The following is a 21,530-nucleotide window of genomic DNA, read 5'->3' as shown; positions in this document are numbered from 1 at the left end:
AGGAGCGGGCCTGACGGGGGTCCTTCGGCAGCCGAGCATGGCGATCTGTGTCCTCACTCAGGGTGTCCGCGCCCTGGTTCGACGAGATTCGGCGGTGAGAGTTCCTGGCTCCCGGGGGTTCTTCCCCGGTGACAGTGGCGGGACCGCGCCGGATTCGCACCGGCTTCCTCTCCTGCCGCCGTACATGGCCTGGGCAGTCCACCACGCGCCCGGAACGGCCGTCAACTTGCCGTTGACCTGCACGGGGAGAGTGTGCCGATCCCCACATCGCGGGGCGTGGGCCGACGAAAAAGGCCCCCCTCAGGACGCGAGGGGGGCCGAAGCGCCCCGAAGGGGCGCGGGGAACTGCGCGACCAGCCACGACGGCGCGGCAGCCGATCGACGGCACTTCGCGGTGGTTCCAGCGAAGCGCTCTGTCAGGGCTTGGCGACGATCAGGTAGATGCCGTACGCCACCGCGGCCGCGCAGGCGGCGAAGCAGACGTAGGCGCCGGTCACGGCGAGCGTGGCGGAGCCGCCCTGGGCCGCGGCCTTCTCGCGCCGGGCCAGACCGTTGATGCCGAGGGTGAACAGGGCCACCAGGCCCACCGTGAAGGCGAGGCTGACGCCGAAGACGGAGCCGAGGGCCGACCAGTCGATCTTCATGGGGTTGCTTCCTTGGTTACCGGTGTGGCCGGGGTCAGACGGTGGCGGCCGGCGGGACGGCCTCGGGCGCGGGCTCGGTGGCGGCCGGGGAGGGGATCATGGCCGTCAGGTCCTCGCTGATCGTGCCCGCCGGGGGCGGGGTCACCGCGGCGATGGCGGTGGTCACCACGCCGGCCGGCTCCTCGGACTCGGTGACGACGTTGGTGTGGTCGACGACCTCGCGGCGGGAGATCTTCCAGATCGCGGCGCTCGCGGCGACGAGGAAGACGGCCACGACGGCGGTGCCCCAGTCACCGAGGTCCGTGACGGACTCGGCACCCGCGCCGACCAGCGCGGCGGCCGGGAGCGTGAGCACCCAGGCGACGACCATCCGGGTCGCGGTGGACCAGCGGACCACCCCGCCCTTGCGGCCGAGGCCGGCGCCCATCACCGAGCCGGAGACGACGTGCGTGGTGGAGAGGGAGAAGCCCAGGTGGGAGGAGGCCAGGATGGCGGTCGCGGCGCTGGTCTGGGCGGCGAAGCCCTGGCGCGGCTCCAGGTCGGTCAGGCCCTTGCCCATGGTGCGGATGATGCGCCAGCCGCCGATGTAGGTGCCGAGCGCGATGGCCAGGCCGGCGGAGAGGATGACCCAGGTGGGAGGGTTCGAGCCCGGGGCGATGGCGCCGCCCGCGATCAGCGCGAGGGTGATGATGCCCATCGTCTTCTGGGCGTCGTTGGTGCCGTGGGCGAGGGAGACCAGGCCGGCGGAGGCGATCTGGCCGGCGCGGTAGCCCTTGCGGGTGGCCTCGCCCTCGGCCTTGCCGCCGATGCCGTAGGAGAACCTGGTGGCCAGCATCGAGGCGATGCCCGCCACGACCGGCGCGGCGACCGCCGGGAGCAGCACCTTGGTGACCAGGACGTCACCGTGCACGGCTCCGAAGCCGGCGGAGGCGACGGTGGCGCCGATCAGACCGCCCATCAGGGCGTGCGACGAGCTCGAGGGGAGGCCCACCAGCCAGGTCAGCAGGTTCCAGAGGATCGCGCCGACCAGGGCGGCGAAGATGACCTCGGGACGGATGCCGGTCTCGTCGACGAGACCCTTGGAGATCGTGTTCGCGACCTCCACGGAGAGAAAGGCGCCCACCAGGTTGAGGGCCGCGGACATGATCACCGCGATCTTGGGCTTCAGGGCGCCTGTGGAGATGGTGGTGGCCATCGCGTTGGCGGTGTCGTGGAAACCGTTCGTGAAATCGAACGCGAGAGCGGTTACCACCACTATCGCGAGGATCAGCGAGAAGCTTTCCATTTACCCAGGCAATCGTTCGAGGTCATTGGGTGGTCGACCGTAGGCAACCTGGGTGAACGGAAGATGAACTGAGACGGGCGTGGGGGTGTCGCAAGGGAGGGGCTGATGTTCCGTTTGGTCCCGGCTGGGCCCCCTTTGCCCAAGTGCCCCTTGGTCACCAGCCTCGCGCGAAGACGCGGAGCCGGCTCGCGGAGCCGTTGAAGAGATTCTGGTCACCCGGCAGCCGGCCCTTGGTGCCGTACTGCCAGAACGTCCAGTACCGCCACCCGCCCGGCAGCGTCCCCGGCCGCGAGGTGCCGCGCCGGGCGATCCACAGGGGGTGGTTCTTCGAGAACGCGCGGCTGTTGCCGGTGCAGAGCCGCCACCACTGGGCCGTCGTGTAGATGACCGGGCGGCGGCCGGTCTCCCGCTTGACCTCGTCGCTGAACGACCGGATCCAGCGGACCATCCGCGTCCTGCCCAGCCCGTAGCACTTGTGCTTCTTGCTGTACGGGTTGTATTCGATGTCGAGCGCGGGCGGCAGCGTCCAGCCGTCCGCCCGCCAGCCGCCGCCGTGCCGCACGAAGTACGCGGCCTGCCGGGCGCCGGAGGACTTGTCCGGCCGCGCGAAGTGGTACGCGCCCCGGATCAGGCCCGCCTTGCGCGCCCCCTTGTACTGCTGGGAGAAGTAGGGGTTGCGGTAGTACGTGGACTCGGTCGCCTTGACGTAGACGAACCGTGCCCCGTCGGACCGGGCGGCCGGCCAGTCGACGCTCTTCTGGTGGGACGAGACGTCGTGTCCCCGGGACGAACCCGAGGCCAGTGCCGCAGGCCCGGCCGCCGCGGACGCGGTGCCCGCGAGGGTGAGCGCCGCGGAGGCCGCCACGAGGACACCGGCGCGGCGACGGAGAAGAGTGCGTTCACGGCCCATGTGTCTCCCCGGGTCGGCGGATGCGGGATCGTCCGGCGGCAAGGGGGACCATTGAAGGCCCGGCGATCATCGAATCGGCGGTCATTTGCGGCGATTCGCCCGACTTACGCCCGTTCGGTGGTGTGAGCGCATGCGTGGGGGCGCGCGCTTTCCGGCCGGAGCCCACCGACCACCCCGCTCCCCCTGCGCGCGGCTGGCAGGATCACGGCATGGCTGAACAGGGGCGGGACGCGGAGCAGAAACGTATCTGGGCGGAACTGGTCGCGACGGCGCGGCGGACCGTGGCCGACGGGCTGGTGGTCGGCACCTCGGGCAACGTCTCGGCGCGCGTCGGGGACCTCGTGCTGGTCACCCCGTCGGGTGTGCCGTACGACCGGCTCACCCCGGACGACCTCACCGGCGTCGACCTCACCGGCCGCCAGGTGCTCGGCACGCTGGTGCCGACCAGCGAGCTGCCCATGCACCTCGCCGTCTACCGCACCACCGACGCCCGCGCGATCGTCCACACCCACGCCGTGCACGCGACGGCGGTCTCCACACTCGTGCCCGAGCTGCCCCTGGTCCACTACATGGCCGCCGCCCTCGGCGGCCCCGTCCGCGTCGCCCCCTACGCGACCTACGGCACCGACGAACTCGCCGAGAACATGCTCGCCGCCCTGACCGACCGTTCCGGCTGCCTCCTGCAGAACCACGGCACGATCACCTACGGCGCCACCCTCGACCAGGCCTACGACCGCACCGCCCAACTGGAGTGGATGTGCCGCCTGTGGCTGACGGCGTCCTCTGTGCCGGGCCTGGCATCGTCCCTGCTGACGGAGGCACAACTGAGGGAGGCGGGGGACCGCTTGAGGGGGTACGGACAACGCAGGTGACGCCGTGCTGCCCAGCCCTTCGCGACGCACGTGTCCGGCGGTGCCGGATCCACCGCACTGCGACCCTCCCCGCCCGGCCCCACATCTCCGCTGGCCGGTGACGACGACGCCCACGACACTGGACCCGTGCGCACCGTCAAAGCGACCGCCCTCACCACAGCCGTAGCCGCCGGCATGGCCATGGCATCCGTCGCCGCCGGCCGCCTCGCCAGCGACGCCGCACTGAAGGTGCCCGCCGGCCGGCCCCTGCCCACCGAACCCCGCCTCACCGTGCACGGCACGGCCGCCGGCCAGATCACCCTCACCCGCGACCTGGCCTCGCTGCGCCCCGGCACCTACGGCCTCGCCGGCGACGGCTCCCACGCGATCGTCGGCCCCGTCCTGGAGGCGGCCCGGCACGCGGCCGACACCGTCGTACGCCGACTGGAACGCGTCACGCACGGCACCTTCGCCTCCGGCGACGCGGTGTGGCTCACCCCGAACCTGTACGTCGGCAATCCGTCCACCGCCCTCGGCCTCGACCACGCCGACATCGACGTGCCCGGCGAACTGGGCGAGCTGCCCGCCTGGTTCGTGCCCGGGGCCCGGGACACCTGGGTGATCGCCGTGCACGGCCTGGGCACCACCCGCGAACAGGCCATGAACCTCATGGCACCCCTGCACGCCCGCCGGGTGCCGGTCCTCGCGCTCGCCTACCGCGGCGACCTCGGCGCCCCGCGCCCGTCCGACGGCCTGAACCACCTCGGCGAGACCGAGTGGCGCGACCTGGACGCCGCGATCCGCTACGCCGTCCGCTACGGCGCCCGCCGGGTCGTCCTGCTCGGCTGGTCCACCGGCGCCACCATGGCGCTGCGCGCCGCCGAGTACTCCCCGGTGCGCGAGCGCATCGCCGGACTGGTCCTCGACTCCCCGGTGCTGAGCTGGGAGGCCACGCTGCGCGCCCTCGCCCGGGCCCGCCACACCCCGCAGCCGCTGCTGTCGCTCGCCGTGCGGGCCGCGCAGGGCCGGGCCGGTCTCAACGCCGACGGGGTCGCCGAGAGCACCGACCCCGACCGGCTCGCCGTACCGACCCTGATCTTCCACGGCCCGGACGACGAGGTGTCCCCCTGGGAGTTCTCCCGCCGCCTCGCCCACCGCCGGGCCGGTCTGGTCACCCTGCACACCGTGCCGCAGGCCCCGCACGCGGCGATGTGGAACGCCGACCCGAAGGAGTACGAGGAGCGGCTGCGCCGCTTCATGACCCCGCTGGTATGAGGACACTCGTGAGGACGGTCCCGACGCTCCGGCGGGCGTGCCGAAGCCCGGTGCCGGGCATTCCGTTTAAGGTCGTACAACTGGCTTGATCCACCCTCCTCACCCCGTATCGAACCCCGTGCCTTGGCCAGCCCCGTCGCCCGCCGTGACATTCCGTTTGGGTTTTCGGACCGTCAACCGGAAGACTGCACCCGTGACGTCCCGTATCCCGCGCGACTCCAGGCTCCGACTCGTCCGACCGCGACCCCTGGCCGCCGCCCCCAGAGCTGTGAACCAGAGGCGCCCGCGCCGCCTCGCGCCCCGGCCGCCGGAGGGCACCCCCGCCCCGGCGGAACTGGCCAGAATGGCCCGCGCCGGGCTGGCCGGCCCGGTGCGCGTGGCTCGCTGGGCCGACACCGCACTCGGCCCCGGCAGCGACGGCGCCACCGCCGACGGCAAGGCCACCCTCTCCGACGCCACCGCCGAACGCGCCGCCGCCGACCTCGGCCTGAGCGCCGTTCAGGTCCGTGCCGACTGGGACACCGCACGCCTGGCCGGACTCGTCGAGGTGCACGGCGACAGCGCGCGCCCCGGCTGGCGGCTGCGGGCCTGGGACCGCGATGAAAGTGCCGTCCTGCGCGGCTGGGTCGCCCTCTTCGACGCCTGGTCGCTCGCGTCCCCGGAACCCGAGGAGCACGAGCCGGCCGCCGTCGCCGAGGTCGTCTCGGCCATGCCCCAGGTGCTCTCCTTCCTCCAGCTGTCCGCCGGGCCGGTCCCGGTCGAGCAGCTCCTCGACCTGCTCCAGCAGCGGGTCACCGAACTGCGCACCGAACGCTGCGAGGTCCCCTACGAGCCCGGCGCCGAGCAGCCCGCCGAGCACGCCCCCGAACCAGGAGTCTCCGCACCCGTCGGCGACACCCCGCTCGAACCCCTCCTCGACTGGGCCCTGCGGGCCCTCGCCTCCGTCGGTGCCCTGACCTACGGCGCCGGCCACGCCACCCTCACCCCGCTGGGCAGCTGGGCGGTGTGGGTCAAGCTGGAGCAGATCTGCGTGGCCGCGCAGAGCCCGGCCGGCAACATCGAGGCCGCCGCCGAGGAGATGCTCCGCGGCTGCGCCCAGCTGCGCCCCAACGCCGCCCGCGCCGAATACCGCGCCTGGCTCGCCGCCCGGCCCGTCGGCAGCGCCGTCACCGAGCTGATCCACGCCGCCCGCGGCGAGGACGCCCTGCTGCGCGGTCTCGCCTTCGAGGCGCTGCGCGTCGTCGGCGCCCCCGCCGAGCCCGACGTGCGCGCCGTCGTGGACGAGCCCGCCCTCAGGCCGTACGCCCTGCTGTGGCTGGCCGAGCACGACGGGATCGACCCGGAGGACGCCCACGAGGTCCTCACCCGTGAGGAGGCGACCTGGCTGTGGGTGGACACCGCCGCCGCCGTCGCCGACCACGGCGAGTCGCCGATGCTGGTCCGGCATCTGGAGTCCGCGGTGCAGCCCACGGTTCCCCAGCTGCTCGACGAGGTCCGCGCCGTCGGTCACCCACGCACCGTGCAGGTCCTGGTCGCGCTCGCGGCCGCGCACCCCGACCCGGCCCTGGCCAAGGCCGTGCGCCGGGCCGCGTTCCAGGTGCACACCGGGGGCTGAGCGGCGCGGGGGTCGCTCAGACGCCTATCTCCGGGGCGTACGTCCCGAAGCTCCAGATGTTGCCCTCGGCGTCCCGGGCCATGTACTCCCGCGAGCCGTAGTCCTGGTCCGTCGGGGGCAGCAGGATCTCCACGCCGTGCTCCAGGGCCCGCTGGTGGTGGGCGTCGACGTCGTCCACGACGATGTACACCCCGGTGGGCCCGGAGTCCTTCATCGCCGTGTCGAAGCGGCCGCCCCGGCCCTTGGAACCGAGCATCACCGCGCCGTTGCCCTGGACCAGCTCGGCGTGCATCACCTTGCCGTCCTCCGTCTCGTACACCGACAGCTCGGTGAAGCCGAGGCCCTCCGTGAGCTGTTTGATCGCCGCCTTCGCGTCCGCGTACAGCAGCGAGGGATAGATGCTCGGCCGTCCACCGCCCAGGCCTGCCATGCCGATCACTCCTTCCTGTCGCCGGTTTTGTGGCGTCTCGTTCAGTCTTGCAGCCACCACTGACAACGCCTCAGCGGAACGCGACGATCGACCCCGCCCGCAGCCTTGCCCGCACCGAGTTGCCGCACACCCGAACAGGCGCCTGATCCGGGGCCGAGGACACGAGGCCCCGTTGCGCACGGCCCCCGGCGGCTCAGCAGGTGATCGCGCTGCGGGCGGACGGGCTGCTCACCGGCGCCGAAGATCTCCCGGTGCGCCGGCACCGTGCGCTGCCCGGCGCCGACGAGTGGCTGCACGTGGAGGGCGGCACCGGTGTCCTGCGCGCTCTCGGGCACGGCATCCTCGCGGTCGTCACCCCGCACCGCGCCGCGTCGCCGCGTACCCGCATCGCCGACGGCGGCCTGCGCCGGGTGCGGCCCGTCCACGCGAGCCGCGCGTTCCGGGCCGAGCGCGCCGTACGCCGCGGCGCCCGGCGGGCAGCCGGCCCCGCTGATCGCCCGGCCGTGCACACAGGGCGACGGGACCGGGCAGCCGGTGGTCCTGGACGACCTCGGGCGGATCACCCCGGACCGTACGCCCCTCGGCAACGATCTTCCGTGACGATCTCTGCGGCACGGGCCGAACGCACGGACGTAGAAAAACCGCTTGCACGGCCCCGTTAGACTTCTCCCATGGCCATTCTCCTCGCGCATTAGACGGCGGGAACGTCCTCAGCCGCCCACCCGCCAATCCCTGTACGCCCTGGAGTCTGTCCGTGATCTCCGCCTCCGGTATCGAGCTGCGCGCCGGTGCGCGCGTCCTCATCGAGAACGCCACCTTCCGTGTCGCCAAGGGCGACCGCATCGGCCTCGTCGGCCGTAACGGCGCCGGCAAGACCACCCTCACCAAGTGCCTGGCCGGCGAGGGCATCCCGGCCGCCGGTCAGATCACCCGCTCCGGCGAGGTCGGCTACCTCCCGCAGGACCCCCGTACCGGCGACCTCGACGTCCTCGCCCGCGACCGCATCCTCTCCGCGCGCGGGCTCGACGTACTGATCCGCAAGATGCGCGAGAACGAGCAGCGCATCGCGAGCGGCAAGGGCACCACCCGCGAGAAGGCCCTCAAGCAGTACGAGCGCCAGGAGACGGAGTTCCTCACCAAGGGCGGGTACGCCGCCGAGGCCGAGGCCGCCACCATCGCCGCCGCCCTGAACCTGCCCGACCGCGTCCTCGGTCAGCCGCTGCACACCCTCTCCGGCGGTCAGCGCCGCCGTATCGAGCTGGCCCGCATCCTGTTCTCCGACGCGGACACCCTGCTGCTCGACGAGCCGACGAACCACCTCGACGCGGACTCGATCATCTGGCTGCGGGACTACCTGAAGACCTACCGCGGCGGGTTCATCGTCATCTCCCATGACGTCGACCTGGTCGACACGGTCGTCAACAAGGTCTTCTACCTGGACGCGAACCGGTCGGCGATCGACGTCTACAACATGGGCTGGAAGCTCTACCAGCAGCAGCGCGAGGCCGACGAGAAGCGCCGCAAGCGGGAGCGCGCCAACGCCGAGAAGAAGGCCGCCGCCCTCAACGCCCAGGCCGACAAGATGCGCGCCAAGGCCACCAAGACGGTCGCCGCGCAGAACATGGCCCGCCGGGCCGACAAGCTCCTCTCCGGTCTCGAGGCCGTCCGCCAGTCCGACAAGGTCGCCAAGCTCCGCTTCCCCGAGCCCGCGCCCTGCGGCAAGACCCCGCTGATGGCCGAGGGCCTGTCGAAGTCGTACGGCTCCCTGGAGATCTTCACCGACGTCGACCTGGCCATCGACAAGGGTTCCCGGGTCGTCATCCTCGGCCTCAACGGCGCCGGCAAGACGACCCTGCTGCGCCTCCTCGGCGGCGTCGAGCAGCCCGACACCGGCGAGGTCGTCCCCGGTCACGGACTCAAGCTCGGCTACTACGCCCAGGAGCACGAGACCCTGGACCCCGACCGCACGGTGCTGGAGAACATGCGCTCGGCCGCCCCCGACATGGACCTGGTCGAGGTGCGCAAGGTGCTGGGCTCGTTCCTCTTCTCCGGCGACGACGTCGACAAGCCGGCCGGTGTCCTCTCCGGTGGTGAGAAGACCCGTCTCGCCCTGGCCACCCTGGTCGTCTCCTCGGCGAACGTGCTCCTCCTCGACGAGCCGACCAACAACCTCGACCCCGCCAGCCGCGAGGAGATCCTCGGCGCCCTGCGCACGTACAAGGGCGCGGTCGTCCTCGTCACCCACGACGAGGGCGCGGTCGAGGCGCTCCAGCCGGAGCGGATCATCCTGCTCCCGGACGGCGTCGAGGACCTGTGGGGCTCCGACTACGCGGATCTCGTCGCCCTGGCGTGACCGGAAGAGGACTGATCCACTGCGTATGGATCATTCGGCTCATCCGTGATCCATCATCTGTGTGAGATCTCCTCGTATCGAGGTGTGTCGTACACGGATTTTCCGGCCGATCCCTTGCGCGCCAAGGGATCGGCCGCTGTGCGTCCCTGACCTGGCACTTCGCGAATCCACCCGTTCGGCCCCGGCGACACCACCCCATGGAACCCCTTGTTCCGCTTGTGGGGATCCACTCCTGTCGTCACAACGATGTCTCACGGACCTTGCCGAATGGGTGGCCATCAGGCCCAAGAGGGGTGATCATGAGGAGACCAGAGCGCACTTCCCATGAGGAGGCACGGGTGGCCGAGACTCTGAAGAAGGGCAGCCGGGTGACCGGCGCCGCGCGCGACAAGCTCGCGGCAGACCTGAAGAAGAAGTACGACTCCGGTGCGAGCATCCGGGCGCTGGCCGAGGAGACCGGCCGCTCGTATGGCTTCGTGCACCGGATGCTCAGCGAGTCGGGTGTCACGCTCCGTGGGCGTGGCGGAGCGACCCGGGGCAAGAAGGCCGCATCGTCCTGACTCCGGGCGGCCCATCGGCTTCGATGGTGGCCACCCGGTCGGCCTCCCCCTAGGCCCTTGAGGGGCCCGGGGGACCCGCGGATCGGCCGGGTGGTTACTGTGCAGTCACTTAGCATGCCGTACGGCAATGCGTGATGACTGCACCCATCGGAGGCGCCCCATGGCTTCGCCCGACCAGGACCTCGCTCCTGTACTCGACAAGGACGGCGTACGGCTCACCGTCGACGACGCGCTCGCCACGGTGACGCTGACCAACCCGGCCAAGCGCAACGCGCAGAGCCCCGCCCTGTGGCGGGCGCTCACCGAGGCCGGGCGGCTGCTGCCGGGCTCCGTCCGTGTCGTCGTGCTGCGCGGCGAGGGCAGGTCCTTCTCCGCCGGGCTGGACCGTCAGATGTTCACCCCGGAGGGGATCCCGGGCGAGCCGACCTTCATCGAACTCGCGCGCCGTGACGACGCCGGGCTCGATGCGAGCATCGCCGAGTTCCAGGAGGCGTTCACCTGGTGGCGGCGCAGCGACATCGTGTCCATCGCCGCCGTCCAAGGGCACTCCATCGGGGCCGGCTTCCAGCTCGCGCTCGCGTGCGATCTGCGGGTCGTCGCGGACGACGTGCAGTTCGCCATGCGCGAGACCAGCCTCGGCCTCGTCCCCGACCTGACCGGCACGCACCCGCTGGTCGGTCTCGTCGGGTATGCCCGCGCGCTGGAGATCTGCGCCACCGGGCGGTTCGTCGGCGCGGCGGAGTCGGTGGCGTGCGGGCTGGCCAACGTTGCCGTGCCCGGCGATCAACTGGACGACGCCGTACGGGACTTGGCCGCGGCGCTGTTGGCCGCGCCGCGGGACGCCGTGATCGAGACCAAGGCGTTGTTGCGCGGGGCGCAGGACCGGGACTACGAGGCGCAGCGCGCTGCGGAGCGGGCTGCGCAGGCCCGGCGATTGCGGGATCTGGCCGGGCTCGGCGAATGAACCGCCGGTAAGGCGCCCTGCGGAACGACTGCCCACAGCGGCGGCCTGGTCAGTCCACTGCTGTCACCAGCACCGCCACCGTCGGCCTGTCCTCCAGCGCATCCCTCACGGCCGTGCGGACCCGCCGGGCCACATCGACGGCCCGGTGGTCCCCGCCGGTCGCCAGCTCCACGCGCACGTGCCGCCGCGGTAGCGCCGTGCCGGCCGTGCGCTCCCGCACGTGTACCGCCCGGCCGAGGCCGCCGAGCGAACCCGTCAGAGCGGTCACACCGGGGACGGACAGCGCGGCCTCGGCCGCTCTCGCCTCGTCCGGGTCCGTCGGCTCCCGTGCGGGCAGCGGTCGCGGTGCCCGCACCTGCGGGGCCGGCTCCTCCGGCTCCAGCAGGTCGGTCACCCGCAGATCCACCTCCGTCACCACGAGCCCGAGCCGCTGCGCAGCGGCCGTCGCCAGTGTCAGCCGCAGCCAGGACGCCACCGCCGGCAGCGGCTCGGCGCCCGTCGCCGCGAAGTCCGCGATCAGCCGCAACTCGCCCGGCGGCAGCGCGCTCGGCGGAGCCGGTACGACGGGCTCGTGCACCGCATCCGGATCGGCGAGCGTCAGCCGCAGCGTGTCCAGCCGCACCCCCGGTACCCCGTCCGCCGCCGCACGCTCCAGTACCGCCCGGGCCGCGCCCTCCGCGATCCACACGCCGTCGCGTGGCCCGCCGAGCGGCAGCAGCCTGCCCAGCCCCACCTGGTGCCGCACGACCTGGGTCCACCGGTCCGCCGTCATTCCTCCAGCCTGCCGTATCACCGGCGCGCTGTCGGGGAACCCTGCATACCGTGGGCGCAGGACGATCGCAGCGGACGACGACCGAAAGGGACGTACGGCGATGACCGACATGACGACGACCCCCGAGGGCGACTTCGAGCCGCAGGCGCCGACCCGCAAGACCACCCGGCGGGGCGGCGGCGACCCGGCGGCCCGCGGACGGACCACCATCGCCGACGGTGTCGTGGAGAAGATCGCGGGTCTCGCGGCCCGGGACGTGGTCGGCGTCCATGCCATGGGCAGCGGCCTGGCCCGCACCTTCGGCGCCGTACGGGACCGGGTGCCGGGCGGCTCCAAGTCGGTGACGCGGGGCGTGAAGGCGGAGGTCGGCGAGGTGCAGACCGCACTCGACCTGGAGATCGTCGTGGACTACGGCGTCTCGATCGCCGATGTCGCCCGCGCCGTGCGGGAGAACGTGATCGCCGCCGTGGAACGCATGACCGGGCTCGAGGTGGTCGAGGTCAACATCGCGGTGAGCGACGTCAAGCTGCCCGACGAAGAGGACGAGGAGCCCGAGCCGCCCCGGATCCAGTGACGGGGCGGCGCCCCGGCACCGCACGCCCGACGAGCTGAGGAGTGCTGCATGAGCATGGCCGTGGTCGGCATGATCGCCGGAATGGCGCTGGGTTTCGCCGGGTACTTCGGCGGCTTCGGTGCCTTCCTGCTGGTGGCGGCGCTGGGTGCGATCGGGTTCGTCGTCGGCCGGTTCGCCGAGGGCGACCTGGATCTGGGCGACTTCTTCCGCACCCGCGACGACCGGCGCGACCGGCGGCGGTGACCGGCGGTGACCGCCGAGACCGACGCGGTGCGCCCGGCGTCGGCCCCCGTGCCGCCCGGCGAGCGCGGCGCCACCCGGATCGCCGACCGGGTCGTGGCGAAGATCGCCGCACAGGCCGCCCGCGAGGCGCTGCCGCCGTTGCCCGCCGACGCGGCGGCCCCGCACGCCACGGTGGTCGTACACCATGAGGCAGCCCGTGTCCGGGTCCACCTCGAACTCGCCTACCCCTGCGACATCGCCGCCCACTGCGCCGCCGTGCGTCGCCAGGTCGCCGAGCGGGTAAGCGCGTTGGTGGACATGGAGGTGCCCGACGTCGCCGTCCAGGTCGAACGGCTGCACCCGGCACCGCACGGGAGGGCGTGATGAGCGAGCCGCGGACGACCACCCCGACCCTCGACAAGGACCCCGGCACCACCCCGCCCGGCCCCGCCGAAGGCAGTGGCCGCTTCTGGTCGGCGCGCCGCGTACCGGCCGCCGTGGTCGCGGCGCTGCTGCTGGCGGGCGCCGGCCTTCTGCTGTACGACACCGCCGCCGTACGTGCCCATCGCCCCGCGATGCACTGGCGCCGCGCCCTGGCCCGGCAACTGGCCGAACGCCCCCTGGACGACCGCTGGGTGCTGACCGGCGCGGCCGTCGCCGTCGTGCTCGGCCTGTGGCTGATCGCCCTCGCGGTCACGCCCGGACTGCGCGGTCTGCTGCCCATGCGGCGCCCGCACCCCGACGTCCGCGCCGCACTCCGGCGCGACGCGGCGGCACTCCTGCTGCGCGACCGGGCCCTGGACGTCACCGGGGTCCGGTCGGTGCGGGTGCGGATGCGGCGCAGGAGGGCCGACGTCCGTGTCGTCTCGCACTTCCGTGACCTGGACGACGTACGCACCGACCTGCTCACCGTGCTCACGGCCGCGATCCGGGGCCTCGGCCTGACCCGGCCGCCCACGCTGTCCGTCCATGTGACCCGGCCCGGACGGAAGGGGTGACGGCGATGCGCAGGGGTGCCCTCCACCGTGTTGTGCTGGCGCTCGTCGGCCTGCTCCTGCTCGTGCTCGGCGGCTCGGTGCTGGCCGTCGGCCTGGGCGCGCCGCCGCCGTCCTGGTGGATCCACAGCGGTCCGCACGACGTCCTGCTGACCAAGGCCGAACGCACCCACTGGCGGGGCACCGGCTGGTGGTGGGCCACGGTCCTCGCCGGCCTGGCCGTCGTCGTCCTGCTCACCCTGTGGTGGCTCACCACGGCTCTGCGCCGCCGTCGGCTGACCGAGATCCTGATCGACACCGCCGACGGCGAGTCCGCCCTCCTGCGCGGCAGAGCACTGGAGTCCGCCCTGGCCCAGGACGCCGTACAACAGCAGGGCGTGGCCCACACCGAAATCGAGCTACGGGGCCGCCGCACGGCACCCACGGCGCGGGTCTGGCTCCAGCTGGAGCCCGGCGTGGACCCGGCGACGGCCCTGAACACCTTCACGGCTCAGGCACTGACCCACGCGCGCGAGTCGACGAGACTGACGTCTCTTCCGGCGGAAGTACGACTGAGGGCGGTCAAGCACCGCGCGGAGAGGGTGACTTGACAGCCAACGGGCCACCCCTTTGAAGACGCCCCTCAGAACCCGTGCCGCATCCCCCCGTCCACCGGCAACATGACCCCACTCAAGTAGGAAGCCGCCGGAGACAGCAGGAACGCGGCAACCTTCCCGAACTCCTCCGGCGCCCCGTACCTCCGCAACGGAATCCGGGCCTCGTTCGCAGCCCGAGTGGCCTCAGGATCAGCCGACAACCCGTCCAGCTCGCGCACGCGATCCGTGTCGATGCGCGCCGGCAGCAGCCCCAGCACCCGGATCCCCCGCGGCCCCAGCTCGTCCGCGAGGGACTTGGCGAACCCGGCGAGCCCGGGCCGCAGCCCGTTGGAGATGGTCAGCCCCGGAATCGGCTCGTGCACCGACCCGGACAGCACGAACCCGATGACGCCCCCCTCCTCCAGCTCGGCAGCCGCCGCACGAGCGAGCCGTACCGCACCGAGGAACACCGACTCGAACGCGTTCCGCCACTGCTCGTCGGTGTTGTCCGCGACGAACCCCGGCGCCGGTCCGCCCACGCTCACCAGCACGCCGTGGAAGGCGCCGAAATGCGCACGTGCGGCCGCGATCAGCCGCTCCGGAGCCTCGGCGTCGGCGTTGTCCACGCTCACGCCCACCGTGTTCGGGCCCAGTTCGGCGGCGGCGTCGGCCACCCGCTTCTCGTCCCGGCCGCTGATCACGACCTTCGCCCCGTCGGCGACGAGTTCCCGCGCGGCGGCGTTGCCCAGCCCGCGGGTCGCCCCGGTGACGACGTACACCCGGTCCTTCAGTCCAAGATCCATGGCCCCTATCCTGCCTGGTCGTCCCCGAACAGGATGAGGGCGGTGTTGACGAGGGCGATGTGGCTGAAGGCCTGCGGGAAGTTGCCCACCTGGCAGCCCAGGTCCGGCTCGTACTCCTCCGCCAGCAGCCCCACGTCGTTGGTGAGGCGCACCAGCCGTTCGAACAGCTCCCGGGCCTCGTCGCCGCGGCCGGTCACATGCAGGGCCTGTGCGAGCCAGAACGAGCAGGCCAGGAAGGCTCCCTCGCCGCCCGGCATGCCGTCCACGCCGACGGCGTCGATGTCGTAACGGCGCAGCAAGCCGCCGTGGTCCAGGTCCGCGCGGATCGCGTCGACCGTGCCGATCACGCGCGGATCGTCCGGCGGCAGGAAGCCGACGCGGGGGATCAGCAGCAGGGCGGCGTCCAGCTCGCGCGAACCGTAGTACTGGGTGAAGGTGTTGCGCCGGGGGTCGTACCCCTTCTCGCACACCTCCCGGTGCACCTCGTCGCGCATGGCCCGCCAGCCCTCCAGATCGCCGGCCAGATCCGGGTGCTTCTCCAGCGTCCGTACGGCGCGGTCCGCGGCCACCCAGACCATCACCTTCGAGTGCACGAACTGGCGCCGGCCGCCGCGCACCTCCCACAGGCCCTCGTCGGGCTGCCGCCATTCCGCCGCCAGGAAGTCCATCAGGGAGCGTTGAATGGCCCACATGTGCGGCTTGGTGGGCAGGCCCGCGCGGCGGGCCAGCGACAGCGAGTCCATGACCTCGCCGTACACGTCCAGCTGGAGCTGCTCGACGGCGCCGTTGCCGACCCGTACGGGGGAGGAGTCGGCGAAGCCGGGCAGCCAGGGCAGCTCGAACTCCGGCAGCCGTCGCTCGCCCGCCAGGCCGTACATGATCTGCAGGTCCGCCGGGTCGCCCGCGACCGCGCGCAGCAGCCAGTCGCGCCAGGCCTCGGCCTCCTTGTGGTAGCCGGCGGCCAACAGGGCGCCGAGGGTGAAGGTGGAGTCGCGCAGCCAGCAGAAGCGGTAGTCCCAGTTGCGTACGCCTCCCGGCTCCTCGGGCAGCGAGGTGGTGGCCGCGGCGACGATCCCGCCCGTCGGGGCGTAGGTGAGCGCCTTGAGGGTGATCAGGGACCGTACGACGGCGTCCCGGTACGGCCCGTCGTAGCGACAGCGGGACGCCCATCGCCGCCAGCCCCGGACGCTGCTGCTCAGCGCCTTGTGGGGGTCGATGAGCGGCGGGCGGCTCTCGTGCGAGGGGTGCCAGGTGAGCACGAACGCGACCTGGTCGCCCTTGCGGACGGTGAACTCCGAGTGGGTGCCGAAGTCCTCGCCCCAGGTGCGTACGGCGGGTTCGGCACGCAGCCAGACCGAGTCCGGCCCCGCGACGGCCACCCGGTGCCCGTCCGAGCGGCGCACCCACGGCATGATCGAGCCGTAGTCGAAGCGCAGGCGCAGGGTGCTGCGCATGCCGACCCGGCCCCTGACGCCTTCGACGATGCGTACGACGTCGGGGGCGCGGTCGCGCTGCGGCATCAGGTCGGTGACGCGGACCGTGCCGTCGCGGGTCTCCCACTCGGTGTCGAGGACGAGGGTGTCGGGGCGGTAGGCGCGGCGCGTGCAGGTGTCCGCTCCCTCGGGGGCGATCCGCCAGTAGCCGTGGTCCTCGTTGCCCAGCAAGCGGGCGAAACAGGCGCCGGAGTCGAAGCGGGGCAGGCACAGCCAGTCGATCGAGCCGGTCCTGCTTACCAGCGCCGCGGTCTGTTCGTCGCCGATGAGGGCGTAGTCCTCGATGCGCGCGTTCACGGGATCCGGTTTCCCGGCGGACCAGGGGGCCAATCAGGTGGTGCGCCGGGGGAGTGACGGGCTCGTCCGCGCGGCTATACGGCGGCCGGTGCCGTCTCCTCCGGCTTCGCCTCCGCCGCGGCCTGCTCCCGGTCGCGGATCTCGCGCCGGACCAGGAACCACCAGCCGACCGGGACGCCCGCGGCGAACAGCCACCACTGGATCATGTACGCGTAGTTCAGCGGGGCGTCCTCGCTGCCGGGGTCGGAGATCTGCTCCGGGGAGCCGTCCTTGGGCGTGGGTGCCGTCTGCTCGACGTAGCCGCCGAGCACCTGCGCGCCGAGCCGGTGTGCCTCCTCCGCGCTGTTGATCAGCATGATCTGCCGGTCGGGGAGGTCCCTGACGTTCTTGATGCCGCTCGCCGCGGTCGTCTCGTCGGCCATCAGCCGCGCGGTGACGGTGGTCCGGCCGGAGGGCGGGGCGGGGATCTTCGGGAAGGCGGTCTGCGCTCCGTCTGCGGGGATCCAGCCGCGGTTGACGAGCAGCACCTTGCCGTCCGCGAGGACGAACGGGGTGAGCACGTGGAAGCCGACCTCGCCGTCGGAGTTGGTCCGGCGCCGGACCACGACCTCCCTGGCGGTGTCGAAGGTGCCGGTCGCGGTGACCGTGCGGTACTTCTCGGTGCGGGTCACGGTGTGGCCCGGGGAGGTCAGCTGCTCGACCGGGACCGGCTTGGCGTGCAGCGCCGAGGAGACCAGGTCGTTGCGCGCGGTGCGCTCCTCGTACCGGTGCTGCTGCCAGAAACCCAGCCTGATCATCGTCGGGATCAGCGCGATCGCGACGAGCGTGAGGATCACCCACTGGCGGGACAACAGGAAGCGGTAGCGGTGCACCCCACGACGGTACCTCCGAGCCGTGGGGTGCATTCAGGCGGGTACCGGGTCAGACGTGGTCGACGATCCCCACCTTCCCCTCGGCCCGGGCACAGTGGGCGCCGCAGAAGAACTTGCCGTCGGCCTCCACGCCCTGGCCGATGATCTGCACCTTGCAGTGCTCGCAGATCGGTGCCATGCCGTGGATCGCACAGGAGAAGCAGTCGAACACGTGAACTGCGCCCTGCGCGTGGACCTCGAAGGTCATTCCGTAGTCATTGCCGCAAACTTCGCATTTCGCCATGCGCCACAGAGTGAGCCGTGCCCCCGGCCGACGCGAGCGCGTTCCAGGTGAGTCGTGTGCCGATCACCCTTTCGTACGATCAATCATCTTCGTACGATCACTCGTCGGCGGGCTCGACATCGCGCAGCAGCTGCCCGAACGCGGCCTCGTCGACGATCGGTGTCCCGAACTGCCGCGCCTTGACCACCTTGGACGTCCCCGAGTCGGGGTCGTTGGTCACCAGCAGGCTGGTCAGCCGGGAGATGCTGGACGCCACATGCAGGCCGGCCTCGGTGGCCCGGTCCTCCAGCAGCTCGCGGTCGACGGAGGTGTCCCCGGAGAAGGCCACGCGCATGCCCTGTTTGAGGTGTTTGCCGTCTTCGTAGCGACCCGGGTTGGGATAGGGGCATGCGGGCCTTTTGCGGGTGGGGCGCCAACTGGTGGCCCGATTGCCGCCGTAGCCCCCGTATCCGCCGGACGACTGCCGGGGCACCGGTCGGTCCGACCACTCGGTCAGCGGCCGGCACTCCAGCAGCGGCAGCCGTACGCCGCCCGCCGCCGCGGCCCGCAGGCTCGGCCGGAACGCCTCCGCCAGCACGCGCGCGTCGTCCAGCGCGTGGTGCGCCCGCTGCTGCACGACCCCGTAGTGTGCCGCCAGCGACTCCAGCTTGAAGTTGGGCAGCGGCAGCCCCAGCTCCTTGGACAGCGCGATGGTGCACAGCCGCTGACGCACCGGCGCCTCGCGCTTCGCGCGCGCGTACTCGCGCGCGATCATCTGCCAGTCGAAGACGGCGTTGTGCGCGACCAGCACCCGGCCGTCCAGCCGGGCGGCGAACTCCTCGGCGATGTCCGCGAAGAGCGGCGCGCCTTCGAGCACCTCGCTCGTCAGACCGTGTATCCACACGGGGCCCGGATCGCGCTCCGGGTTGACCAGCGTGTACCAGTGGTCCTCGACCTCGCCGCGCTCGCCCAGCCGGTAGACGGCCGCCGAGATGATCCGGTCGTCCCGGGCCAGCCCGGTGGTCTCCACGTCAACGACCGCGTATCCCTTCGGATACGCGGCCGGCCACTGGGTGGGGGAGGACACTGCGGTCGCACGGTCTTCGAGCATGGTCATTGAGGATACGGGCCACGACTGACAGCCCCGACCTTCAGGTGCCGCCCCCGGCCATCAGGCTTCGCCCCGGCACTCGGGCACCGCACACACGTGCGTGCCTTTCCCGCGCTCCTGTCTGCTTTCCTCTCCCGCTCGCCTCTCCCGCTCGCCTCTCCCGCTCGCCTCTCCCGCTCGCCTCTCCCGTGCCTCTCAGTCGACCGAGTCCGGTGGGTGTGTGGGCAAGGGCTTCTCGGCCAGCAGCGACCGCACCAGTGCCCGCACTCCCCGCACGAACAGCCGCTCGGTGTCCACCGGTCGGGCCAGCGCACGCGCCAGCGCGGGGTCGTCCCCGGCGGTCTCGGCGCTCCACAGCTCCTGCTCGCCGGGGCGCTGCACCGGAGCCCGCTCGCGGTTGCGCTCCACCAGCACATGCCCGACGACCTGGAACTGCACGGCCCGGACGAAGTCGGCGGCCCGCGCGCCGCGCAACCCGGCGGCGTGCGCCTCGCGCACCAGGACCCGCTGGGCGGGCAGGAACATCCGGTCGGTCAGCCCCCGCTCGTGCACCAGCGCCACCAGATGCGGATGCTCGCGCAGTTGCCGGCGCAGGGCGCGGGCGACGCCGACCACGCGCTGTTCGGGCGTGCGGCCGGACGGGCGGATCTCGCCGAGTTCGGCCATGGTCCGCTCCACGAGGGCGTCGAGCAGCGCCTCACGGCCGCCGACATGCCAGTAGATCGAGGTCACGGCGGTGCCCAGCGCGGCCGCGAGCCCCCGCATCGTGAGCGCGTCCGGCCCGTGCCGCTTCACCAGGGCGGCGGCGGCGTCCAGTACCGCCTCCCGGGTCAGCGCACTTCTCGTGCCGCTCGCCATGATCCCCCCAACTCCCGTCCGTACACACGTCTTTACCCCGGACGAGGTCTGCTGTAACTGTGTTACAGATGACGGTCCGTCAGGAACCGGATCGCCGGAAGAAGGGCGGTACGACGTATGGCACGCGTACGGTACGGCGCACGGACCGAGCGGGAGATCGCCGCGACCCGCACCGCGAGCGCGCGGCTTCCCGACATCTGGTCCACCGGAGTGGTGGCCGTCTGGGAGACCGACCCGGACGCGGTCGCCGCGGTGCTGCCGCCACCCCTGAAACCCACCGGCAGCCCGCTCGTCCGGGTGAACATCAGCAGGGTCGACCTGCCCGGATACCCCCTCGGGGCGGGCTCGGTCGCGGTCGCCGCCACGCACGGCACGGTCGAGGGCTGGTACCCGCTGGTCATGCCGATGACCCACGAGCGCGCCCTCACCGGCGGGCGCGAGGTCTTCGGCGAGCCCAAGAAGCTCGGCGAGGTGACGGTCGAGCGCGACGGCCCCGGCGTGCGCGCGTCGATGAGCCGGCACGGCATCGCGTTCGTCGAGGTCCGTGGCACGGTGGGCGGCGAGCTGCCGCTGCCGGAGCCGAGCCGCAAGACCGACTTCTACTTCAAGTTCCTTCCCGCCGTGGACGGTTCCGGCTTCGACACCGACCCGGTGCTGGTGCACTGCATGCGCCACGAGAAGGTGCGCCGGCTGGAACGGGTCACCGGGGAGGTCGTCCTGCGCGAGTCGGCGTACGACCCCGTGGCCGACCTCCCGGTGCTGCACCTGCGCGAGATCACCGTCGGCGAGAAGACCAGCGACCAGAGCGGCCGGGTCGTCGAACGGGTCGATGCCCAGGCCCTGTTGCCGTACGTCCACCAGCGCTACGACGATCCGCTCCAACTCCACGACGCGCCGCCCGAGGGGAGCTGAGCCGCATGGATCTCCAAGCCGGACAGGTCGCCGTCGTCACCGGCGCGGCGAGCGGGATCGGGCTGGCGATGGCCCGGCGGTTCGCCGCCGAGGGCCTGAAGGTGGTCCTCGCCGACGTGGAGGAGGCCGCCCTGGACAAGGCCGCGGCGGACCTGCGGACCGAGGGCGCCGATGTGCACGCGCGCGTGGTCGACGTCGGCGAACGCGCCCAGGTCATGGAGCTGGCCGAGGCGGCGTACGACACCTACGGCGCCGTGCACGTCCTGTGCAACAACGCGGGCGTCGGCTCGGGTGCCGAGGGCCGGATGTGGGAGCACGACCCGAACGACTGGCGGTGGGCCTTCGCCGTCAATGTGTGGGGTGTCTTCCATGGTGTCCAGGCGTTCGTGCCCAGGATGATCAAGTCGGGTCAACCCGGTCATGTGGTCAATACATCCTCCGGTGACGGCGGTATCGCGCCGCTGCCGACCGCCTCCGTCTACGCGGTCACCAAGGCGGCCGTCGTCACCCTGACCGAGTCCCTCTACGCCCATCTGAAGGCCGAGCACGCGCGTGTGGGCGCCTCGGTGCTCTTCCCGGGCCCGCACATGCTGCGCACCGGCCTGTGGGAGTCGCACCGCAACCGCCCCGCCCGCTATGCCAAGCAGCGCCCGCGCCGGACCCCGTACCGCAGCCTCGGCCAGTGGGAGGCGGCGATGCGCGCGGCCGGCCAGGAGGTCCGCTTCACGCCCGTGGAGGAGGTGGCCGAGCTGGTCGTGGACGGCATCCGCGCCGACCGCTTCTGGCTGCTGCCCGCGAGCGAGCACAGCGACGCCCAGATCCGCGCCCGGGCCCGTTCGATGCTGGACCGGGCGAACCCCTCCTACCTCGAAAGCTTCGTCCTCGACTGACCGGGAG

At 72.3% G+C, this 21,530-nt stretch carries 25 protein-coding genes and 1 riboswitch; of the genes, 14 read left to right on the top strand and 11 right to left on the bottom strand.

Going from position 1 to position 21,530, the window contains the following annotated elements:
* Positions 1 to 76 precede the first annotated feature (76 nt).
* Positions 77 to 218: riboswitch (cobalamin riboswitch) on the bottom strand.
* Positions 219 to 416: 198 nt separating this feature from the next.
* The 3 genes from ACWC0C_RS24535 to ACWC0C_RS24525 all read right to left on the bottom strand — a co-directional run bounded on the left by ACWC0C_RS24535 (position 417) and on the right by ACWC0C_RS24525 (position 2,839).
* On the bottom strand, positions 417 to 644 hold the full coding sequence (locus tag ACWC0C_RS24535) for a hypothetical protein (protein ID WP_450865877.1): 228 nt from the start codon (positions 642 to 644) through the stop codon (positions 417 to 419).
* 34 nt (positions 645 to 678) lie between these two features.
* Positions 679 to 1,929, bottom strand: coding sequence for an anion permease (locus ACWC0C_RS24530; RefSeq protein ID WP_449198417.1), 1,251 nt, complete (start codon positions 1,927 to 1,929; stop codon positions 679 to 681).
* A 154-nt stretch (positions 1,930 to 2,083) separates the two neighbouring features.
* Positions 2,084 to 2,839, bottom strand: coding sequence for a lysozyme (locus ACWC0C_RS24525; protein ID WP_450865876.1), 756 nt, complete (start codon positions 2,837 to 2,839; stop codon positions 2,084 to 2,086).
* 209 nt (positions 2,840 to 3,048) lie between these two features.
* Between ACWC0C_RS24525 and ACWC0C_RS24520 the strand changes: the two genes are divergently transcribed.
* The 3 genes from ACWC0C_RS24520 (at position 3,049) to ACWC0C_RS24510 (ending at position 6,580) form a co-directional block, all read left to right on the top strand.
* The gene (locus tag ACWC0C_RS24520; RefSeq protein WP_450865874.1) at positions 3,049 to 3,711 is read left to right on the top strand and encodes a class II aldolase/adducin family protein; all 663 of its coding nucleotides are present in this window, start codon (positions 3,049 to 3,051) and stop codon (positions 3,709 to 3,711) included.
* Positions 3,712 to 3,837: 126 nt separating this feature from the next.
* Positions 3,838 to 4,965: an alpha/beta hydrolase gene (locus ACWC0C_RS24515; RefSeq protein WP_450865872.1), complete on the top strand. Its 1,128-nt coding sequence runs from the start codon at positions 3,838 to 3,840 to the stop codon at positions 4,963 to 4,965.
* A 343-nt stretch (positions 4,966 to 5,308) separates the two neighbouring features.
* Positions 5,309 to 6,580: a hypothetical protein gene (locus ACWC0C_RS24510; RefSeq protein ID WP_450866031.1), complete on the top strand. Its 1,272-nt coding sequence runs from the start codon at positions 5,309 to 5,311 to the stop codon at positions 6,578 to 6,580.
* 16 nt (positions 6,581 to 6,596) lie between these two features.
* On the opposite strand, the gene ACWC0C_RS24505 is transcribed toward ACWC0C_RS24510, so the two are convergent.
* Positions 6,597 to 7,010 (bottom strand): VOC family protein, encoded by a 414-nt coding sequence (locus ACWC0C_RS24505; RefSeq protein WP_450865871.1) that lies wholly within the window; start codon positions 7,008 to 7,010, stop codon positions 6,597 to 6,599.
* Between the two features lie 200 nt (positions 7,011 to 7,210).
* On the opposite strand from ACWC0C_RS24505, the gene ACWC0C_RS24500 reads away from it, so the two are divergent.
* From ACWC0C_RS24500 to ACWC0C_RS24485, 4 genes are all read left to right on the top strand, one after another.
* Complete coding sequence (locus ACWC0C_RS24500) at positions 7,211 to 7,672, top strand: hypothetical protein (RefSeq protein WP_450865869.1); 462 nt, start codon at positions 7,211 to 7,213, stop codon at positions 7,670 to 7,672.
* A gap of 92 nt (positions 7,673 to 7,764) precedes the next feature.
* A complete protein-coding gene (locus ACWC0C_RS24495) occupies positions 7,765 to 9,363 on the top strand; it encodes an ABC-F family ATP-binding cassette domain-containing protein (protein WP_449198411.1) in 1,599 nt (532 codons plus the stop codon).
* A 338-nt stretch (positions 9,364 to 9,701) separates the two neighbouring features.
* Positions 9,702 to 9,923, top strand: coding sequence for a helix-turn-helix domain-containing protein (locus ACWC0C_RS24490; RefSeq protein WP_004002281.1), 222 nt, complete (start codon positions 9,702 to 9,704; stop codon positions 9,921 to 9,923).
* Between the two features lie 160 nt (positions 9,924 to 10,083).
* Positions 10,084 to 10,887, top strand: coding sequence for an enoyl-CoA hydratase/isomerase family protein (locus ACWC0C_RS24485; RefSeq protein WP_449198410.1), 804 nt, complete (start codon positions 10,084 to 10,086; stop codon positions 10,885 to 10,887).
* Positions 10,888 to 10,936: 49 nt separating this feature from the next.
* On the opposite strand, the gene ACWC0C_RS24480 is transcribed toward ACWC0C_RS24485, so the two are convergent.
* Positions 10,937 to 11,659: a nucleopolyhedrovirus P10 family protein gene (locus ACWC0C_RS24480; RefSeq protein WP_450865866.1), complete on the bottom strand. Its 723-nt coding sequence runs from the start codon at positions 11,657 to 11,659 to the stop codon at positions 10,937 to 10,939.
* A gap of 100 nt (positions 11,660 to 11,759) precedes the next feature.
* Between ACWC0C_RS24480 and ACWC0C_RS24475 the strand changes: the two genes are divergently transcribed.
* The 5 genes from ACWC0C_RS24475 to amaP are packed head-to-tail and all read left to right on the top strand — an operon-like array spanning position 11,760 to position 14,040.
* Complete coding sequence (locus ACWC0C_RS24475) at positions 11,760 to 12,233, top strand: Asp23/Gls24 family envelope stress response protein (RefSeq protein ID WP_449198408.1); 474 nt, start codon at positions 11,760 to 11,762, stop codon at positions 12,231 to 12,233.
* A gap of 48 nt (positions 12,234 to 12,281) precedes the next feature.
* Entirely contained in the window at positions 12,282 to 12,476 is a 195-nt protein-coding gene (locus ACWC0C_RS24470) for a hypothetical protein (RefSeq protein WP_449198407.1), read from the top strand.
* A gap of 6 nt (positions 12,477 to 12,482) precedes the next feature.
* Positions 12,483 to 12,839, top strand: a complete 357-nt coding sequence (locus ACWC0C_RS24465) for a hypothetical protein (RefSeq protein ID WP_449198406.1) — start codon at positions 12,483 to 12,485, stop codon at positions 12,837 to 12,839.
* Entirely contained in the window at positions 12,839 to 13,453 is a 615-nt protein-coding gene (locus ACWC0C_RS24460; protein WP_449198405.1) for a DUF6286 domain-containing protein, read from the top strand. Before ACWC0C_RS24465 ends, ACWC0C_RS24460 begins: the two co-directional genes overlap by 1 nt.
* Positions 13,454 to 13,458: 5 nt before the next feature.
* A complete protein-coding gene (amaP, locus tag ACWC0C_RS24455; protein ID WP_449198404.1) occupies positions 13,459 to 14,040 on the top strand; it encodes an alkaline shock response membrane anchor protein AmaP in 582 nt (193 codons plus the stop codon).
* Between the two features lie 32 nt (positions 14,041 to 14,072).
* Here amaP and ACWC0C_RS24450 read toward each other — a convergent pair whose 3' ends face one another.
* The 6 genes from ACWC0C_RS24450 to ACWC0C_RS24425 all read right to left on the bottom strand — a co-directional run bounded on the left by ACWC0C_RS24450 (position 14,073) and on the right by ACWC0C_RS24425 (position 19,721).
* Positions 14,073 to 14,828: an SDR family oxidoreductase gene (locus tag ACWC0C_RS24450; protein ID WP_450865864.1), complete on the bottom strand. Its 756-nt coding sequence runs from the start codon at positions 14,826 to 14,828 to the stop codon at positions 14,073 to 14,075.
* A gap of 5 nt (positions 14,829 to 14,833) precedes the next feature.
* On the bottom strand, positions 14,834 to 16,618 hold the full coding sequence (locus ACWC0C_RS24445; protein WP_449198402.1) for a glycoside hydrolase family 15 protein: 1,785 nt from the start codon (positions 16,616 to 16,618) through the stop codon (positions 14,834 to 14,836).
* A gap of 74 nt (positions 16,619 to 16,692) precedes the next feature.
* Complete coding sequence (locus tag ACWC0C_RS24440) at positions 16,693 to 17,523, bottom strand: SURF1 family cytochrome oxidase biogenesis protein (RefSeq protein WP_450865863.1); 831 nt, start codon at positions 17,521 to 17,523, stop codon at positions 16,693 to 16,695.
* Positions 17,524 to 17,539: 16 nt separating this feature from the next.
* A complete protein-coding gene (locus ACWC0C_RS24435) occupies positions 17,540 to 17,773 on the bottom strand; it encodes a hypothetical protein (protein WP_449198400.1) in 234 nt (77 codons plus the stop codon).
* 97 nt (positions 17,774 to 17,870) lie between these two features.
* Positions 17,871 to 18,863: a DEDDh family exonuclease gene (locus tag ACWC0C_RS24430; RefSeq protein ID WP_450865862.1), complete on the bottom strand. Its 993-nt coding sequence runs from the start codon at positions 18,861 to 18,863 to the stop codon at positions 17,871 to 17,873.
* Between the two features lie 195 nt (positions 18,864 to 19,058).
* Complete coding sequence (locus ACWC0C_RS24425) at positions 19,059 to 19,721, bottom strand: TetR/AcrR family transcriptional regulator (protein ID WP_450865860.1); 663 nt, start codon at positions 19,719 to 19,721, stop codon at positions 19,059 to 19,061.
* A 117-nt stretch (positions 19,722 to 19,838) separates the two neighbouring features.
* Here ACWC0C_RS24425 and ACWC0C_RS24420 point away from each other — a divergent pair, with 117 nt between their 5' ends.
* A complete protein-coding gene (locus tag ACWC0C_RS24420; RefSeq protein WP_450865858.1) occupies positions 19,839 to 20,633 on the top strand; it encodes an acetoacetate decarboxylase family protein in 795 nt (264 codons plus the stop codon).
* Between the two features lie 5 nt (positions 20,634 to 20,638).
* Positions 20,639 to 21,523: an SDR family NAD(P)-dependent oxidoreductase gene (locus ACWC0C_RS24415; RefSeq protein WP_450865857.1), complete on the top strand. Its 885-nt coding sequence runs from the start codon at positions 20,639 to 20,641 to the stop codon at positions 21,521 to 21,523.
* The last annotated feature ends 7 nt before the right edge of the window (positions 21,524 to 21,530 follow it).

The sequence above is a fragment of the Streptomyces sp. NPDC001709 genome (assembly GCF_053596375.1).
Note: the sequence above shows the minus strand (reverse complement) of the source record. Positions and strands in the feature narration are given on the sequence as shown.

Coding starts and splice junctions, on each gene's coding strand:
- ACWC0C_RS24535 (WP_450865877.1), bottom strand. CDS start 644: ATGAAGATCGACTGGTCGGCCCTCGGCTCCGTCTTCGGCGTCAGCCTC.
- ACWC0C_RS24530 (WP_449198417.1), bottom strand. CDS start 1,929: ATGGAAAGCTTCTCGCTGATCCTCGCGATAGTGGTGGTAACCGCTCTC.
- ACWC0C_RS24525 (WP_450865876.1), bottom strand. CDS start 2,839: ATGGGCCGTGAACGCACTCTTCTCCGTCGCCGCGCCGGTGTCCTCGTG.
- ACWC0C_RS24520 (WP_450865874.1), top strand. CDS start 3,049: ATGGCTGAACAGGGGCGGGACGCGGAGCAGAAACGTATCTGGGCGGAA.
- ACWC0C_RS24510 (WP_450866031.1), top strand. CDS start 5,309: ATGGCCCGCGCCGGGCTGGCCGGCCCGGTGCGCGTGGCTCGCTGGGCC.
- ACWC0C_RS24505 (WP_450865871.1), bottom strand. CDS start 7,010: ATGGCAGGCCTGGGCGGTGGACGGCCGAGCATCTATCCCTCGCTGCTG.
- ACWC0C_RS24485 (WP_449198410.1), top strand. CDS start 10,084: ATGGCTTCGCCCGACCAGGACCTCGCTCCTGTACTCGACAAGGACGGC.
- ACWC0C_RS24480 (WP_450865866.1), bottom strand. CDS start 11,659: ATGACGGCGGACCGGTGGACCCAGGTCGTGCGGCACCAGGTGGGGCTG.
- ACWC0C_RS24475 (WP_449198408.1), top strand. CDS start 11,760: ATGACCGACATGACGACGACCCCCGAGGGCGACTTCGAGCCGCAGGCG.
- ACWC0C_RS24470 (WP_449198407.1), top strand. CDS start 12,282: ATGAGCATGGCCGTGGTCGGCATGATCGCCGGAATGGCGCTGGGTTTC.
- ACWC0C_RS24460 (WP_449198405.1), top strand. CDS start 12,839: ATGAGCGAGCCGCGGACGACCACCCCGACCCTCGACAAGGACCCCGGC.
- amaP (WP_449198404.1), top strand. CDS start 13,459: ATGCGCAGGGGTGCCCTCCACCGTGTTGTGCTGGCGCTCGTCGGCCTG.
- ACWC0C_RS24450 (WP_450865864.1), bottom strand. CDS start 14,828: ATGGATCTTGGACTGAAGGACCGGGTGTACGTCGTCACCGGGGCGACC.
- ACWC0C_RS24440 (WP_450865863.1), bottom strand. CDS start 17,523: ATGCACCCCACGGCTCGGAGGTACCGTCGTGGGGTGCACCGCTACCGC.
- ACWC0C_RS24435 (WP_449198400.1), bottom strand. CDS start 17,773: ATGGCGAAATGCGAAGTTTGCGGCAATGACTACGGAATGACCTTCGAG.
- ACWC0C_RS24430 (WP_450865862.1), bottom strand. CDS start 18,863: ATGCTCGAAGACCGTGCGACCGCAGTGTCCTCCCCCACCCAGTGGCCG.
- ACWC0C_RS24425 (WP_450865860.1), bottom strand. CDS start 19,721: ATGGCGAGCGGCACGAGAAGTGCGCTGACCCGGGAGGCGGTACTGGAC.
- ACWC0C_RS24420 (WP_450865858.1), top strand. CDS start 19,839: ATGGCACGCGTACGGTACGGCGCACGGACCGAGCGGGAGATCGCCGCG.
- ACWC0C_RS24415 (WP_450865857.1), top strand. CDS start 20,639: ATGGATCTCCAAGCCGGACAGGTCGCCGTCGTCACCGGCGCGGCGAGC.